A 15978-nucleotide genomic window follows, 5' to 3' on the forward strand; every position below is an offset into this window, starting at 1 on the left:
CTATACGTGTTCCAGTTATGTTCTGCAACATCCCCGCTCAGGCGCTACAAACCGCTAGAATGCGTCGATGGGAAGCGCCGCGACCATCGCCCCCTCCTGCTCCCCGGGATCGTGTTCGGGCTGAATGATGAGCATGTCGGCATAGGCCAGCGAGGAGGTATGGCCGCTATCGGTCTGGGAGACCGGCATTATTTGCGGTCCCGTCCCGGTCTGGCGCAGGCGGGCGCGCATGAAATGGCGGCGGGCCGAATTGGGCGGCGTCGGTCCGGCAAGCGGCAGGCGCCAATGCTCGGGCTCCCGATAGCCCAGCCAGGCCCGCAAAGCCGGCTTGATGAAGACGATGGCGGTCACCATGGCCGAAACCGGATTTCCCGGCAGTCCGAAAACCAGGGTTTTGCCGTGCGTGCCGAACATCAGCGGCTTGCCCGGCCGCATGTTTATGCGCCAGAAATCCAGCGTCACCCCCAGCGATTTCAGTGCGTCCTGAACCAGGTCGTGCTCGCCCACCGAGGCGCCACCGGTGGTTATGAGAATGTCGGGCCCCGCGTCGAAGGCATCGGCCAGGCTCTGGCGGAGCCGGCCGGCATCATCCCCGATAATGCCGTGATCGGTGATCGTCTCGGCATAAGGCGCCAGCATGGCGGCGAGGCCGACGCTGTTCGAGGCCACGATCTGGTCGGGGCCGAGCGGCGTTCCGGGGAGAACCAGTTCGTCACCTGTGGCCACGAGGCCGATGCGCGGCCGCCGCGCCACGGTGAGGCCGGCCTGATTGGCCGCCGCGGCAACGGCGATCTGCATGGGCGTCAGGCGCGATCCGGCCTCGATCAAGATATCGCCCGTGGCGAAATCGTGGCCTTTCGGCCTGACGCTGTGACCCGGCCGGGCCGGGGCGGTGAAACGCACGGTATCGCCGTCCCGCACCGCCTCTTCCTGCATGATCACCGTATCGGCGCCGGGCGGTACCGGGGCGCCGGTGAAGATGCGGACGGCTTCGCCCGCCCCGACCGCACCGGCGAAACCGGCGCCGGCCTGCGACATGCCGATAACGCGCAGATTTGCCGCGGACGTCACATCGGCGGCACGCATGGCATAGCCATCCATGGCGCTGGCAGCGAAGGGCGGCTGGTCATGCGCGGCGATGAGCGGTGCGGCGAGAACCCGGCCGACGGCCTCGGCCAGCGCCACCTCTTCCGGGGTGACCGGCGGCACCCGCGCGAGAATGGCGGCCCGCGCCTGCTCGACCGGCAAAAGGCTCATGGCGCGCGCCCGAAATCGCCCGATTTGCCGCCGGATTTTTCCACGAGGCAGATATCGGAGACGACCATGGCCCGATCCAGGGCTTTTGCCATGTCGTAAAGGGTCAGGGCAGCGGTCGATGCGGCCACCAGCGCCTCCATTTCCACACCGGTCTGGCCATTGGTTTCGGCAAGGGCGAGGATTTCCACGGTATTCGCGTCGCGCTGCGCGATGTCCACGCGCACCTTGGTCAGCGGAATCGGATGGCAGAGCGGAATGAGCTCGGCGGTTTTCTTGGCCGCCATGATGCCCGCGACCCGCGCCACGGCCAGCGCGTCGCCCTTCTTGAGATCGCCCGCCAGGATGGCCGCGATCGTCGCCGCTTCTCCGCTCAGCCGCGCCTGCGCCACGGCCCGGCGGCGGGTAACGGCCTTGTCACCGATATCGACGATATGGGCCTCGCCCTTCTCGTTGAGATGCGTGAGGTCGTCCGCAGCCATTACTGGACCAATTCCGGCGCACCCGTCAGCAGCGCCCGGGTCGCGGCGACCACATCGGCCTGCCGCATCAGGCTCTCGCCCACCAGGAAGGTGCCGACGCCGCAGCGCTCGTCCAGCATTTTCACCTGGTCATGGGTGACGATGCCGCTCTCGCTGACCAGCAGCACGTCGGAGGGCATACCGGCGGCCAGGGCGATGGTGGTGTCCAGCGTCGTCTCGAAGGTCCGCAGATTGCGGTTATTGATGCCGATGAATTTGGCGTCGAGCGCCAGTGCCCGATCCAGCTCGATCTGCTCGTGCACCTCCACCAGCGCATCCATGCCCCATTCCTTCGCCGAATCGAGCAGATAGCGCGCGGCATCGTCGTCGACAGAGGCCAGAATGATCAGGATGCAATCCGCCCCCCAGGAGCGGGCCTCGGCCACCTGATAGGTCTCGAACATGAAGTCCTTGCGCAAAACCGGCAGCGCGGTGGCGGCGCGCGCTTCCATCAGATAGCTCGGCGAGCCCTGAAAGCTCGGAGCATCGGTGAGCACCGAAAGGCAGGCGGCGCCGGCGGTCTCATAGTCGCGGGCAATGGCGGCGGGATTGAAATCGGGCCGGATCAGTCCCTTGGAGGGGCTGGCCTTCTTCACCTCGGCGATGAGGCCATACTGGCCCTTGGCGCGCTTGTCCTTGAGCGCCTTGACGAAACCGCGCGGCGGCGGCTGGTCATGCGCCTTTGCCACCACCTCCGCCCAGGGCCGCATGGATTTCGCCGCGGCGATTTCCTCGCGCTTATAAACTTCGATCTGCTTGAGAATATCGGTCATTACGCTCGTCCGTTCGAAACCGCCACGAGGCGGGCGAGAGTGTCGCTGGCCTTGCCGCTATCGATAGCGGCGCGCGCCTGTTCAATACCATCTTCGATATTTGCCGCCCGGTCCGCCACCACCAGCGCCGCCCCGGCATTGAGCAGCACCGTATCACGATAGGCGCCCGGCGCACCTTCCAGCAAGGCCACGATGGCGGCTGCATTGTCTGCCGGGTCGCCCCCCAGCAGGTCTTTGGGATCGGTCAGCGTCAATCCCACCTGTTCGGGGTGGATCTCGAAGCTGCGCAGGTCGCCATCGGCGATCTGGGCGACGAAATTCGGTCCTGAGGTGGACAGCTCGTCCAGCCCTTCGCTCGAATGCACCACCCAGGCCTTGGTCGCCCGATTGGCCAGCAGCGCCGCCGCCACCGGCTCCACCCATTGCGGTGAATAGACCCCCAGCAGGTAGCGGCGCACCCCGGCGGGATTGGATTGCGGTCCCAGAAGGTTGAACAGCGTCCGCACGCCCAGCTCGGCGCGTGCCGGGCCCGCATGGCGCATGGCCGGATGATGGGCGGGCGCGAACATGAAGCCGATGCCCACCTTGGCGATGGTGTCGCCGATTTCGGCGGGCGTCAGGTCCAGCTTCACGCCCAGCGCCTCCAGCGCCTGCGACGAGCCCGAGCGGGACGACAGGGCCTTGTTGCCATGCTTGGCCACCGGCACGCCCGCCGCCGCCACCACCAGCGCCGTGGCGGTCGAGATATTGAGGCTGCCGACGCCGTCGCCGCCGGTTCCCACGATGTCGATGGCGTTGTCCGGCGCCGCCACCGGCACCATCTGCTCGCGCAGGATGGAAACTGCGGCGGCGATTTCGCCCACACTTTCTCCCTTGATGCGCATGCCCATGAGAAAGGCGCCGATCTGGCTCGGCGTGGCTTCGCCCGCCATGATGATGCGCATCACGGCGCGCATTTCCTCGCCGGTCAGGTCCTGGCGTTCGGCGATCTTGTTGAGAGCGGCCTTGATATCCATCACGCAGCCTTCCTGCCGTTGAAATCGCGGGCGATGTTGAGGAAATTCTGCAATAGCGCATGGCCGTTTTCCGAGGCGATGCTCTCGGGATGGAATTGTACGCCATGCAGCGGCATGGTCCGGTGCTGCATTCCCATGATCAAGCCGTCATCGGTGGCCGCCGTCACTTCCAGCGCTTCCGGCAGGGTCTCCCGGCGGACGATGAGCGAATGATAGCGCGTGGCCTCAAACCCGGCATTAAGGCCGCGGAACAGGCCCTGGCCATTGTGCTCGATCCTACTGGTCTTGCCGTGGAACAGGCTCGGCGCGCGGACGATCTCACCGCCCAGCGCCTGCCCGATCGCCTGATGGCCCAGGCATACGCCCAGAATCGGGATGCTGGATTGGAAACGGTCGATCACTGCCAGGCAGATGCCCGCCTCATTGGGCGTGCGGGGGCCGGGCGACAGCACGATGGCCTCCGGCGCCATGGCGGCGATCTGCTCAAGCGTGATCTTGTCGTTACGCTTGACGATGACATCGGCGTCCAATTCTCCGAGGAAGTGGACGAGATTGTAGGTAAAACTGTCGTAATTATCGATGACGAGAAGGCGGGTCATATTGTCTGGTCCTCAGCAGTCTGTTTCCAACCACCGGGTCATTCCCGCGCCAGCGGGAACCCCTGTTTCAGAACCAGCCCCGCCATCGAAAATCCTCCACAGGCCTCATCCCGAGCCGGTCGGCGGATGGGCTTGCGGCCATGGCCTTATCGACCTGCTGGTTCGACAAACTTACCATGAGATCTACGAGAATTCCGGTCATTGCCCCACTCCTGCCTCGCCGGCATAGCGTAGCGCTTCCTCGGCGGCGCTGAAAAGAGCCCGCGCCTTGTTCTCGCATTCCAGCTGTTCCAGCTCCGGCTTGCTATCGGCGACGATGCCGGCGCCGGACTGCACATGCAGCTTGCCGTCCTTGACGATGCCGGTGCGCAGCACGATGCAGGTATCCATGGTGCCATCGGCGCCGAAATAGCCCACGCAGCCGCCATAGATGCCACGCCGCGAGCTTTCCAGCTCGTCGATGATTTCCATGGCCCGCACTTTCGGCGCGCCGGAGACGGTGCCGGCCGGAAAGCCGGCTGAAAGCGCGTCGACGAAGTCATATTGCGGGTCGAGCACACCGACGACATTGGAGACGATGTGCATGACGTGAGAATAATATTCGAGGAAGAACTGGTCGGTCACCCTGACCGTCCCGGTCTGCGCCACCCGGCCCACATCGTTGCGGCCGAGATCGAGCAGCATCAGGTGTTCGGAAAGCTCCTTGGGATCGCTCAGCAGCTCCGCCGCCAATTCCTTGTCGCGCGCGGGGGTGTCGCCACGCTTGCGGGTGCCGGCAATGGGCCGGATGGTGACCTCGCCGTCCTGTACCCGCACCAGGATTTCCGGGCTCGATCCGGCAATTGCAAAGCCGCCGAAATCGAGGAAATACATGTAAGGGCTGGGATTGGTCCGCCGGAGTGCCCGGTATAAAGCCGTCGATGGCAGGGTGAAGTCGGCGGAAAAACGCTGGCTCAGCACTACCTGGAAAATGTCGCCGGCGCCGATATATTCCTTGGCCCTGGCGACCATGCCGAAATAGTCGTCGGGCGTTGTATCGCTGCTGACGGCGATGGATTCGAGATCGGGCAGGGCAGGGGTCGCCGGAAGCGCCCGCGACAATCGCGCGATGGCATCGTCGATGCGGTTTTCGGCGGCTTCCAGGGCCTGCTGGCCGCTAATGCCCGCCCGCACATAGACCGGCGCCGTCAGATATAATTCATCCTTGACCGTGTCGAAGATCGCCAGCAGCGAGGGCCGTATCAGCACCGCTTCGGGCGTGCCCAAGGCATCGGGCTTGTCGGTGGGAAGATGTTCCATATAGCGGACCATCTCGTAGCCCAGATAGCCATAGACCCCGGCCGATTGCGGCGGCAGGCCCGGCGGAACCTCGATCTGGCTTTCGGCCACCAGCTTGCGCAGGGCATCGAGCGGCATGTCGCTCATCGGCTCGAAAGCATCGGGCGCGGTCTGCGCCGAACGATTGATCGCCGCCGTGCCGTTTTCGACTTTGAGAATCAGGTCGGGGAGCAGGCCGATAATGGAATAGCGGCCGCGGGTCGTTCCGTCCTGAACGCTCTCGAACAGGAAGCAATGGTTCCGGTCGCTCGCCAGCTTGAGATAGGTCCCGATCGGCGTTTCGAGATCGGCCACGACGCGGCGCCAGACGATTCCAGACTTTCCGGCATCGTATTGCGCGGTAAAGTGCTTGGAAAAGTCAGCGTCCATTTTGGTCGGGTTCCGTCATTTGCCTTCGGCCTATTCGCCGAAGTTCTGGATGAGAAGCTGAGTCAGCGTCTGCTGATTGACCCGCAATCCGGCATCGTCGCGCAGGGCCGAGACGAATTCCGAATAGAGCCCGGTCCGCGCCTCGTTATTGATGCTGGCCAGCGCCTGGGCCGCCAGCGGTTCGTCGGGCTCGGAAATGTCGACCACCTCGAAGACGATGAACTCGCCGGTTTCGGTCACCGTGGAGCCCTTGTGATCCGGGCCGCCGGCAAAGGCCGCCGCCGCCAGGGTGCTGTCGATGGTGCCGTCCTCGGAGCCGAACCGGGTAAATGGCGTGCTGATCTGGGGGAACAGGTTCAGCTCCAGCGCGATATCGGCCAGGGCCTCGCCATTTTCGAGACGGGTGACGATCTGGGCGCCCAGCGCCAGCAACGCCTCATTGGCGCGCTGTTCGTTGATGGCGGCCGTCACCTCGTCCCGCACTTCGGCCAATGTCTGATCGCGGGCCGGCTCGACGGCTTCGAGATCGAACCACACATGCGCATTGCCCCCCAGGGCAACGCTCGGGATCAACTGACCGTCCTGTGCCTGAAAGATCGCCTGGGCGACGCGCGGATAATCGGCAGGCGCCAGATTGGGCAGCACCGACAATTCGGCGCCCGACACGGTCACGTCGGCCTCATGGACCGTCAGGCCGAAGCGGCCGGCAATGGCTTCGATCGGCTGGAAGGCGGCGCGCAATTCCTCGATCTGGTCGAGCACGTCACTGATCTCGTTGCGGGCCGAAGCCGTTCCCAGGCGCTCGATGACTTCGGCGCGCACTTCGTCGAGCGAGGGCTGCCCCTCCGCTTCGATCTCGGCCACATGCACGGCGCGCTTGCCGCCAATGCCGTCGATGATTGCGAACGCGCCTTCGTCGAGGGCGAATGCGGCATCGGCAAGTCGGGTGTCGGTCACCTGGGCGCGCGCCAGCGTACCCAGGCTGGACGGCGTCACCCCTGCCTGGGCGATAAGGGCGCCGAAATCGTCGCCGGCAGCCAGGCCTTGCTCGAACAGCGCCTGGCGCTCCGGCGTATTCAGCGCCACCTGCTCGATGGTGCGGCGCTCCGGTGTGGTCAGATTGTCCTTGATGCGCTCATATTCGGCGCTGATCGCGCTCTCATCGAAGCTCTTGGTGGCAGCGAGCGAAGCCAGCGACAAATCCAGCAGCTTGACCTTGCGGGTTTCCACCGTGCGGTATTCGGACTGGTGGTCGGCCAGATAGGCCGCCAATTCCGCTTCGCCGGGCTCGGCAGGCGTCTCGATATTGGTTTCGTTGAGCGCGATATAATCGATGGTCCGGGTGGCGGTCGCGTAATCGTTGATGAGATCGTTGGCGATTGCGGGCAGGGTCGCACCGGCGAACAGCGTATCGGCCAATTGTTCGCGCCGGGCCTCGCTGCCCCGGGCCGCGAAATATTCGGCTTCGGTCCAGCCGGCCCGTTGCAGGGTCTGGCTGAAAATGGCGGGCTCGAACGTGCCCAGCGTGCCATGGAAAGACGGATCTTCACGCAGCATCTGCCCGAGCTTGGCATCGGAAACGCCAAGGCCGAACTGGTTCGCCAGCCCGTCCAGGGCCGCACCCTCCGAGAGCCGCAGTAATACGGCGGTCGGCAGGCCCATGGATTCCGCCTGGCTGGTGGTGGGCACCGAGCCAAGCTGGGTGGTGATGGCGCTGACCTGGCTCTGATATGCCCGCAGGAATTCGCGGGCACTGATCTCCTCATTGCCGACACGGGCGACAGTATTGCTTCCCAGGTCTATGATGACATTGTTGATGCCGAATCCGGCTACGCCCACCAGCAGAAACGCCCCCAGGATTTTCCCGGGCCAGGATTTTGCAAAATCACGCAAACCATCGAGCATTTCAAACGTTCCAGTTTCGGGGCCGAGGCTTTACCCCAGGGGGCGGGCCGGACTAAAGACAATTCGACTGCCGGGGTTAGGGCAAACCCCTCTCCGGCGCAAGAGGCAGGAGTAGCAAGATTGACGACCCTTTCACCGCTGATCGCCGGAAATTGGAAGATGAATGGGCTGACCCACTCGCTGGACGAACTGGCTGAACTCGCCCGGCTGATGACCGCCGGCGCGGCGCCACGGGCCGTCGTCGTGGTCTGCCCGCCGGCAACCCTGCTCGCCGCCGTGGCCGCGCAGGGCGCCTCCAGCGGCATTCTCGCCGGTGGACAGGATTGCCATACCGATGCCTCTGGCGCCCATACCGGGGACATCGCCGCCGGCATGCTGGCCGATGCGGGGGCTCAATTCGTCATTGTCGGCCATTCCGAACGCCGCGCCGGCCATAGTGAAACCGACGACGAGGTGCGCGCCAAGGCGGAAGCAGCCATCGGCGCCGGGCTCAAGCCCATTATCTGCGTCGGCGAGACCGAGGCCGAACGCGACGCCGGCACCGCGGAATCCGTGATCGCCGCCCAATTGGCCGCTTCGATTCCCGACGCCGCCGAACAGCATGAACTGGTCGTGGCCTATGAGCCGGTCTGGGCCATCGGCACCGGCCGAACCCCTTCGGTGGAAGACATCGCCGCCATGCACGCCTCCATCCGCGCCGGATTGGTCGAGCGCTTCGGCTCCGAGCGCGGCGAATCCATCCGCATTCTTTATGGCGGCTCGATGAAACCGCATAATGCGCGTGAGATTCTGAGCATCGAAAACGTCAATGGGGGACTGGTCGGCGGCGCCAGCCTCTTGGCAAAGGACTTCTATACGATTATCTCCGCCGTATAGCTGAGCGGCATGCTGTCCGGTCGGGGCGAAATTCGCCGCGACCGGCTGGTATTTGCCGGTCGAGGGGTGTATGACCCCGCATCCTTTCATAACCGGGGCCGATCGCTGACGCCCGGACCCGGACTGACGCGAAGACAAGAATTTCATGGCCAACGTTCTGCTCGTCGCCTATCTGCTGATCGTATTGGCGCTGATTATCGTCATCCTGCTCCAGCGTTCCGAAGGCGGCGCGCTGGGTATCGGCGGTGGCGGCGGCGGCGGGCTGATGACGGCAAGGGGCTCGGCAAACCTGCTCACCCGCACCACGGCCATTCTCGCCGTTCTGTTTTTCGCCTCGGCCATCGGCCTGACTATTCTCAACGATCTGGACCGCACCACTACGGGCATTCTCGATAGCGCCATCACGGCGCCGGGCGATGCGGCGCCGAGCACGGTTCTCGATGCGCTCAACGCGTTGCAGGGCGATCTGCCCTTGCCGGTCGAGGCCCAGACGCCTGCCGCGCCCGAGACGACCAGCGGTGACCTGCCCGTTCCCATGGCTCCGGCCGAGACGGAACTGGCGCCGCCCGCCGATACGATGATGATGGCTCCGGCTCCCGAGGCGCCCGCCGCCGAAAGCCAGACGCCGTCGACGCCGACCGGTAATTGATCCGCCGCGAGGCGAGACGAACAAGGGGATGGCGACATCCCCTTCTTCTTGTTGTGTAGAGCGGGATTCCCCCTTCTGCGAATCGTTCACGATGTGCTTATGGTGATCGCCCATGGCTCGGTACGTTTTTATCACCGGAGGCGTGGTCTCCTCCCTTGGCAAAGGTCTTGCTTCGGCGGCGCTCGGCGCCGTCCTGCAAGCGCGCGGCTACAAGGTGCGGCTGCGCAAGCTCGACCCCTATCTCAATGTCGATCCCGGCACGATGTCGCCGACCCAGCATGGCGAGGTCTTCGTCACCGACGACGGCGCGGAAACCGATCTGGATCTGGGGCATTACGAGCGCTTCACCGGCCGTTCCGCCAATAGGCGCGACAACATCACCTCGGGCCGCATCTATTCCGACCTGCTGGCCAAGGAGCGTCGCGGCGAATTCCTGGGCGCCACCGTGCAGGTCATTCCGCACGTTACCGACGCGATCAAGGATTTCGTGCTCGATGGCAATGAGGATTTCGACTTCGTGCTGGTCGAGATCGGCGGCACGGTCGGCGATATCGAAGGCCTGCCATTCTTCGAAGCCATCCGCCAATTGGGCAATGAATTGCCGCGCGGCCATGCCGCCTATCTGCACCTGACGCTGATGCCCTATATCCCCTCGGCGGGGGAGATGAAGACCAAGCCGACCCAGCACTCGGTCAAGGAGCTCCGCTCCATCGGCATCGCGCCGGACGTGCTGCTGGTCCGCTGCGACCGGCCCATTCCCGAGGGCGAGAAGAAGAAGCTCTCGCTGTTCTGCAATGTGCGTGAAAGCGCCGTCATCCAGGGGCTCGACGTCGCGTCCATCTATGATGTGCCGGTGACCTATCATCGGGAAGGCCTCGACCGCGAAATCCTCGCCGCCCTGGGCATTGCCGATGCGCCCGAGCCGGACCTGTCGGCCTGGGACGAGGTTTCCCGCCGCTATCACAACCCCGAAGGCGAGGTGAATATCGCCATTGTCGGCAAATATACCGGGCTCAAGGATGCCTATAAGTCGCTCAGCGAAGCCCTGACCCATGGCGGCATTGCCAACAAGGTCAAGGTCAATCTGCAATGGATCGATTCCGAGGTATTCGAGCGCGACGACCCCGCGCCCTACCTCGAACATGTCCACGGCATTCTCGTGCCCGGCGGTTTCGGCGAACGCGGCTCCGCCGGCAAGATCGAGGCGGCCCGCTTCGCCCGCACCAAGGACGTACCCTATTTCGGCATCTGCTTCGGCATGCAGATGGCCTGTATCGAGGCAGCCCGCAATACTGCCGGCATCAAGAACGCCTCGTCCACCGAATTCGGCCCCACCAAGGAGCCGATCGTCGGCATGATGACCGAATGGGTGAAGGGCAACGAGACGGAGAACCGCTCCGCTGAAGGCGATCTGGGCGGAACGCTCCGCCTCGGCGCCTATCCGGCGCAATTGACCCGGGGCTCCCGCGTCGCCGACATTTACGGTTCGACCCGCATCTCCGAGCGCCATCGTCACCGCTATGAGGTGAACATGGATTATCGCAAGGTGCTGGAAAAGAACGGCCTGCTGTTTTCCGGCGTGTCGCCCGACGGCACCTTGCCCGAGATCGTCGAGCGCACCGACCATCCGTGGTTCATCGGCGTGCAATTCCACCCCGAGCTCAAATCCAAGCCGTTCGAGCCGCATCCGCTCTTCACCAGCTTCATCGCCGCGGCCATGGATCAGAGCCGGCTGGTCTAGCCCGGCCCTGTTGCAACGCCTGGGCAAGCCCGCTAAGCACTCAAGCTGAAATTTCCGACTTTCAGGACTGCCAAGTGACCCTCGTCGATACCCGCACCCCCGACAAGAAGCGCCTGATTTCCGGTTCGACCGGCGATTGGGAAGTGATCATCGGCATGGAGGTCCACGCGCAGGTGACCAGCGAGAGCAAGCTGTTCTCCGGCTCCTCGACCGAATTCGGCAGCCCGCCCAATGCAAATGTCAGCTTCGTCGACGCGGCCATGCCCGGCATGCTGCCGGTAATCAACGAGGAATGCGTGCGCCAGGCCGTGCGCACCGGCCTCGGCCTCAAGGCAGAGATCAACAAGCGCTCGGTGTTCGACCGGAAGAATTATTTCTATCCGGACCTGCCGCAGGGCTATCAGATCTCCCAGTTCAAGGACCCGATTGTCGGCGAAGGCAAGGTGCTGCTCGACGTCGATGGCGAGCAGATCGAGATCGGCATCGAGCGGCTGCATCTGGAACAGGATGCCGGCAAGTCGATCCATGACCAGCACCCCAATATCAGCTTCGTCGACTTCAACCGCTCCGGCGTGGCCCTGATGGAGATCGTCTCCAAGCCCGACCTGCGCTCGTCCGAGGAAGCCAAGGCCTATCTTTCCAAGCTGCGCACCATCCTGCGCTATCTCGGCACCTGCGACGGCAATATGGAGCAGGGCTCCATGCGCGCCGACGTCAATGTCTCGGTGCGCCGGCCGGGTGGGGAATTCGGCACCCGCTGCGAGATCAAGAACGTCAATTCCATCCGCTTTGCCGGTCAGGCCATCGAATATGAAGCGCGGCGGCAGATCGATATTCTGGAAGATGGCGGCTCCATCGATCAGGAAACCCGCCTGTTCGACCCCAAGAATGGCGAAACCCGCTCCATGCGCTCCAAGGAAGAGGCGCATGATTACCGCTACTTCCCCGACCCGGACCTGCTGCCGCTGGAATTCGACGATGCCTTCGTCGACGCCCTGGCGCAGAACCTGCCGGAACTGCCGGATGAGAAGCAGGCGCGCTTCATTGCCGATTATGGCGTGACGCCCTACGACGCCATGGTGCTGACGCTCGACCGCGAAACCGCCGATTATTACGAGGCCTGCGTGGCCCATGGCGGGAGCAAGCGCGATGGCAAGGCCGTCGCCAATATCCTCAATGGCGACGTCGCCGCCTATGCCAACAGCCAGGGCCTCGCGGTCTGGGAAACGCACCTGCAACCGGCACAGATCGCCGGACTGGTGGACCTGATCGCCGGCGGCACGATCTCCTCCAAGGGCGGCAAGGACGTGCTGCAAATCCTCATCGCCGAGGAGCCGGAAGGCGATCCGGCCGATATCGTGGAGCGGCGCGGCCTCAAGCAGGTGACCGATCTCGGCGTCATCGAGAAGATCGTCGACGAAATCATCGCCGCCAATCCCGACCAGGTCGAGAAGGTCAAGGCCAAGCCGACCATGATCGGCTGGTTCGTCGGCCAGGCCATGAAGGCTTCCGGCGGCAAGGCCAATCCGCAGGCCCTCAACGAGTTGATGAAGAAGAAGCTCGGCCTCGAATAGGAACTAGTTTAGTCTCGGCGCGTATCCATATGATACGCAAAAGCACAAGGCAGCCGACTTTCTGCCCGTTCCAGTGTTCTGGCAACAATATCTGCGCGATTAAGGCAATAAGCCGGTCGAAATGACGCCTATCGATCTTCTGGATTGGCATCATTTTCCGGTTCGGGCGGCCGGTGGGGCTCGATGGGCTGATCTTCGACATCATGGCGCAGTGGCGTGCTGTGCGGATTGTCGGTGTCCTCGGTGGGCAGATTGACCGGCATGGGCGGCACCGGATCGTGTGGCTGTCGCGGCATTTCCGGCGAACGTTCGAGCGGATCGCGCATCTAAACCTCCCTTGGCCGTGGGTCATGGCCCGGATCGGGCGGCAGTTCCTGCGGGGAGGGCGGGGGCTCCTCTACCGGCTGATCGGGATTGGGCACTTCATTCGGCCGCGGCGGGACCGGATCGAGCGGCTGCGGTTGCGCCGGTTCGGGCTGCGGCACGATTTCGGGGATCGGTCGCGGGTCGATATCGGGTCTTGGTTCGGGCATGGCAAACCTCCAGCCGGCCAACGGCTGGAGGCGCGAAACGTTCCGCTATGAAGCCGGGCGGCGGCGCCAGATTTGCCGGATGCGGCCATCGATGAACAGCAGGCCGAAAAAGATCACCAGCATGCCGACGATCTGGATCGGCAGGATGGTCTCGTTCAGAACCGTGATGCCGATCGTCAGCGCCGAAATCGGCGCGATGAAGGTGGTGGTCGCGAAATTGGTGGCGCCGACGCGCGGCAGGATTCGATACATGATCTGAAACGTGAAGGCGGTCGACAACAGGCCGATGGCCAAGGCCGCGCCCCAGGTTTCCGGCCGGGTCATGACCGGCGCGCCCTCGGCGAGAAAAGCGATCGGCATGGCGATGATCGCCGCTCCGGTCAGGGCGATGGAAGCCAGGGCGGTCGGCTCGATATGCTTGTAGCTGCGGGTGATGTTGAGCGACAGCGCATAGCACAAGGTGGCGCCGAGACAGGCGCCGATGGCCCAGAGCTGGGAGCTTCCGCCGGCGGACAGGGCCGGCGAGACCAGGATGGCGGCGCCGATAAAGCCGACGAAAACCCCGGAGAACTTGGTCGGCGACGCTTTCTCGCCGCCGATCCAGAAATGCGAGATGAGTGCGGTGACCATGGGGGTCAGCGCGTTGATGATCGCGGCGACGCCGCTGGCCAGATGGCCTGGGCCAGCGGGAACAGGGCAAAGGGAATGGCATAGGCGATGACGCCGAGCCCGGCCAATTGCAGCCAGAGCTTGGGATCGCGCGGCACCGGCTTGCGCCGGACCACAAGAAAGATCCAGCAGCCCAGGGCGCCGATGCTCACGCGCAGCGTGGTCACCCAGAGCGGCCCGATCTCGCGGATCAGCACGGCATTGAAGACGAAGGAGCAGCCCCAGATGGCGCCCAGCAGAATAATCAAAATCCAGTCACGCAGACTCATGCGATCCCCCTGATAGAGCGCGCACGCTACGCCTGCCGGCAACAATGGTCGAACCGATTTTGACGCTGGACTCCGCCACACGCCCGGCCGTTGGGGAAAAGCCCATCGCAGCGCCGGAATGCCGCCCCAGATCGCAAAAGTCCTAGAAGCGGACCTCGCCTGCCGCCAGCATCCGCAGCGCTTCGGGATAGATGCGGTGTTCCTCGACCAGCACCCTTGCGGCCAGCGTTTCCACATTATCCTCGGCCAGCACCGGAACGCGCGCCTGTAGAATGGCCGGTCCCTCATCCAGGCCCGGCGTGACGAAATGCACGGTGCAGCCATGTTCGGTGGCCCCATCCGCCAAAGCGCGCTCATGGGTATCGAGGCCCCTATAGGCCGGGAGCAGGGAAGGGTGGATATTGACCATCCGCCCCTGCCAATGATTGACGAAGTCCGCGCCCAATATGCGCATGAAGCCGGCCAGACAGATATAATCGGTCTCCCAGCTTTCCAGCACCTGGGTCATGGTGTCTTCGAACATTTCGCGCGTCAGGAACTTGCTCTGGGCCAGAGACGCCGTGGCGATGCCATGATCGGCGGCGACCGCCAGACCGGGCGCGGCCGCCCTGTTGGAGAGCACGCCCACGATTTCGGCCGGGTAATCCGGCGCCTTGGCGGCATCGATCAATGTGGCCATGTTGGACCCACGGCCGGAAATCAGGATGGCGACTTTCTTGCGGTTCACAGCGCGAGCTTGCCCCGGAAGCTGACGGCGTCGTCGCCGCGCTCGGTGAGTTGGCCGATCACGGCGGCGTTTTCGCCGGAGGCGGTAAGCGCCGCGACCAGTTTCTCGGCGTCGTCCGGCGCCACCGCCACCAGCATGCCGACGCCGCAATTGAAGGTGCGGAGCATTTCCCGCTCGCTCATGCCGCCGGTCTTGCCGAGCCAGCCGAAAACCGGCGGCACCGAAATTGCGGCCAGGTCGATATCGGCGGCAAGGTGTCCGGGCAGGACGCGCGGAATATTGTCGATGAAGCCGCCGCCGGTGATATGGGCGAGGGCCTTGATATCAAGACCGGCCTTGAGCGCGGCGAGCAGCGGCTTGACGTAAATGCGGGTGGGTTCGAGCAGCGCTTCGGCCAGTGTCTGGCCTGGCGCGAAGGGTGCCGGCGCGTCCCAGGCCAGGCCGGAGAGCTCGACAATCTTGCGCACCAGCGAATAGCCGTTGGAATGCACTCCTGACGAGGCGATGGCCACCAGCACGTCGCCGGCGGCGATATCGGGTCGTGGCAGCAGACTTCCGCGTTCGGCGGCGCCGACGGCAAAGCCGGCCAGATCGTAATCATCGCCGTGATACATGCCCGGCATTTCGGCGGTTTCACCGCCGAGCAGCGCGCAGCCGGCCAGACGGCAGCCATGGGCAATGCCCTCGACGATGGCCGTGCCCTGGGCGACGTCCAGCTTGCCGGTGGCCAGATAGTCGAGAAAGAACAGCGGCTCGGCGCCCTGCACGATCAGGTCGTTGACGCACATGGCGACCAGGTCCTGGCCGATCGTGTCGTGCTTGCCCGTATCGATGGCGATCTTGAGCTTGGTGCCGACGCCGTCATTGGCGGCGACGAGAACCGGGTCCCTGAATCCGGCGGCTTTCAAATCGAACAGCCCGCCAAAGCCGCCGATCTCGCCATCGGCGCCGGGACGGCGCGTCGAGCGGACGGCGGGCTTGATCGCTTCGACAAGCGCGTTGCCCGCGTCTATGTCGACGCCTGCCTGCTTGTATGAAAGCCCGTTTGGTGGCAGGTTTTGCGCGTCGGACATGAGCCTCAATGCCAATGCTGGGGATTGCGGGCGCAGCGTGGTGCGCGCGAACCGGGTTGGTTGAATTTTTCGGTGCTGGCCGTTAGACGGCC

General features: G+C 64.2%; 17 protein-coding genes. 4 read left to right on the forward strand and 13 right to left on the reverse strand.

What is annotated here, in order from left to right; translation table 11 throughout:
- Positions 1–54: 54 nt before the first annotated feature.
- The 7 genes from O9Z70_RS07270 to O9Z70_RS07300 all read right to left on the reverse strand — a co-directional run bounded on the left by O9Z70_RS07270 (position 55) and on the right by O9Z70_RS07300 (position 7775).
- Complete coding sequence (locus tag O9Z70_RS07270; RefSeq protein WP_286021797.1) at positions 55–1257, reverse strand: molybdopterin molybdotransferase MoeA; 1203 nt, start codon at positions 1255–1257, stop codon at positions 55–57.
- Positions 1254–1736, reverse strand: a complete 483-nt coding sequence (gene moaC / locus O9Z70_RS07275; RefSeq protein ID WP_286021798.1) for a cyclic pyranopterin monophosphate synthase MoaC — start codon at positions 1734–1736, stop codon at positions 1254–1256. Before moaC ends, O9Z70_RS07270 begins: the two co-directional genes overlap by 4 nt.
- The gene (gene trpC / locus O9Z70_RS07280) at positions 1736–2548 is read right to left on the reverse strand and encodes an indole-3-glycerol phosphate synthase TrpC (protein ID WP_286021799.1); all 813 of its coding nucleotides are present in this window, start codon (positions 2546–2548) and stop codon (positions 1736–1738) included. The genes moaC and trpC overlap by 1 nt, the downstream gene beginning before the upstream one ends.
- The gene (gene trpD / locus O9Z70_RS07285; protein ID WP_502870171.1) at positions 2548–3567 is read right to left on the reverse strand and encodes an anthranilate phosphoribosyltransferase; all 1020 of its coding nucleotides are present in this window, start codon (positions 3565–3567) and stop codon (positions 2548–2550) included. The genes trpC and trpD overlap by 1 nt, the downstream gene beginning before the upstream one ends.
- The gene (locus O9Z70_RS07290; RefSeq protein ID WP_286021800.1) at positions 3564–4163 is read right to left on the reverse strand and encodes an anthranilate synthase component II; all 600 of its coding nucleotides are present in this window, start codon (positions 4161–4163) and stop codon (positions 3564–3566) included. Before O9Z70_RS07290 ends, trpD begins: the two co-directional genes overlap by 4 nt.
- A 198-nt stretch (positions 4164–4361) precedes the next feature.
- Positions 4362–5870, reverse strand: coding sequence for an anthranilate synthase component I (gene trpE / locus O9Z70_RS07295; RefSeq protein WP_286021801.1), 1509 nt, complete (start codon positions 5868–5870; stop codon positions 4362–4364).
- Between the two features lie 30 nt (positions 5871–5900).
- Entirely contained in the window at positions 5901–7775 is a 1875-nt protein-coding gene (locus O9Z70_RS07300) for a peptidylprolyl isomerase (RefSeq protein WP_286021802.1), read from the reverse strand.
- Positions 7776–7934: 159 nt separating this feature from the next.
- On the opposite strand from O9Z70_RS07300, the gene tpiA reads away from it, so the two are divergent.
- The 4 genes from tpiA to gatB all read left to right on the forward strand — a co-directional run bounded on the left by tpiA (position 7935) and on the right by gatB (position 12615).
- The gene (gene tpiA / locus O9Z70_RS07305) at positions 7935–8651 is read left to right on the forward strand and encodes a triose-phosphate isomerase (protein WP_502870187.1); all 717 of its coding nucleotides are present in this window, start codon (positions 7935–7937) and stop codon (positions 8649–8651) included.
- Between the two features lie 145 nt (positions 8652–8796).
- A complete protein-coding gene (secG, locus tag O9Z70_RS07310) occupies positions 8797–9300 on the forward strand; it encodes a preprotein translocase subunit SecG (protein WP_286021804.1) in 504 nt (167 codons plus the stop codon).
- 112 nt (positions 9301–9412) lie between these two features.
- Positions 9413–11041: a CTP synthase gene (gene pyrG / locus O9Z70_RS07315; RefSeq protein ID WP_286021805.1), complete on the forward strand. Its 1629-nt coding sequence runs from the start codon at positions 9413–9415 to the stop codon at positions 11039–11041.
- A gap of 74 nt (positions 11042–11115) precedes the next feature.
- Positions 11116–12615, forward strand: a complete 1500-nt coding sequence (gatB, locus tag O9Z70_RS07320) for an Asp-tRNA(Asn)/Glu-tRNA(Gln) amidotransferase subunit GatB (protein ID WP_286021806.1) — start codon at positions 11116–11118, stop codon at positions 12613–12615.
- Between the two features lie 128 nt (positions 12616–12743).
- Here gatB and O9Z70_RS07325 read toward each other — a convergent pair whose 3' ends face one another.
- From O9Z70_RS07325 to purM, 6 genes are all read right to left on the reverse strand, one after another.
- The gene (locus O9Z70_RS07325; protein WP_286021807.1) at positions 12744–12941 is read right to left on the reverse strand and encodes a hypothetical protein; all 198 of its coding nucleotides are present in this window, start codon (positions 12939–12941) and stop codon (positions 12744–12746) included.
- On the reverse strand, positions 12942–13148 hold the full coding sequence (locus O9Z70_RS07330; protein WP_286021808.1) for a hypothetical protein: 207 nt from the start codon (positions 13146–13148) through the stop codon (positions 12942–12944).
- Positions 13149–13193: 45 nt separating this feature from the next.
- A complete protein-coding gene (locus O9Z70_RS07335) occupies positions 13194–13778 on the reverse strand; it encodes a DMT family transporter (RefSeq protein ID WP_286021809.1) in 585 nt (194 codons plus the stop codon).
- Between the two features lie 5 nt (positions 13779–13783).
- Positions 13784–14086: an EamA family transporter gene (locus O9Z70_RS07340; protein WP_286021810.1), complete on the reverse strand. Its 303-nt coding sequence runs from the start codon at positions 14084–14086 to the stop codon at positions 13784–13786.
- A 142-nt stretch (positions 14087–14228) separates the two neighbouring features.
- Positions 14229–14813, reverse strand: coding sequence for a phosphoribosylglycinamide formyltransferase (gene purN / locus O9Z70_RS07345; protein WP_286021811.1), 585 nt, complete (start codon positions 14811–14813; stop codon positions 14229–14231).
- Positions 14810–15886: a phosphoribosylformylglycinamidine cyclo-ligase gene (gene purM, locus O9Z70_RS07350; protein ID WP_286021812.1), complete on the reverse strand. Its 1077-nt coding sequence runs from the start codon at positions 15884–15886 to the stop codon at positions 14810–14812. Before purM ends, purN begins: the two co-directional genes overlap by 4 nt.
- Between the last annotated feature and the right edge of the window lie 92 nt (positions 15887–15978).

The sequence above is a fragment of the Devosia sp. YIM 151766 genome (assembly GCF_030285925.1).
Classification (GTDB): domain Bacteria; phylum Pseudomonadota; class Alphaproteobacteria; order Rhizobiales; family Devosiaceae; genus Devosia.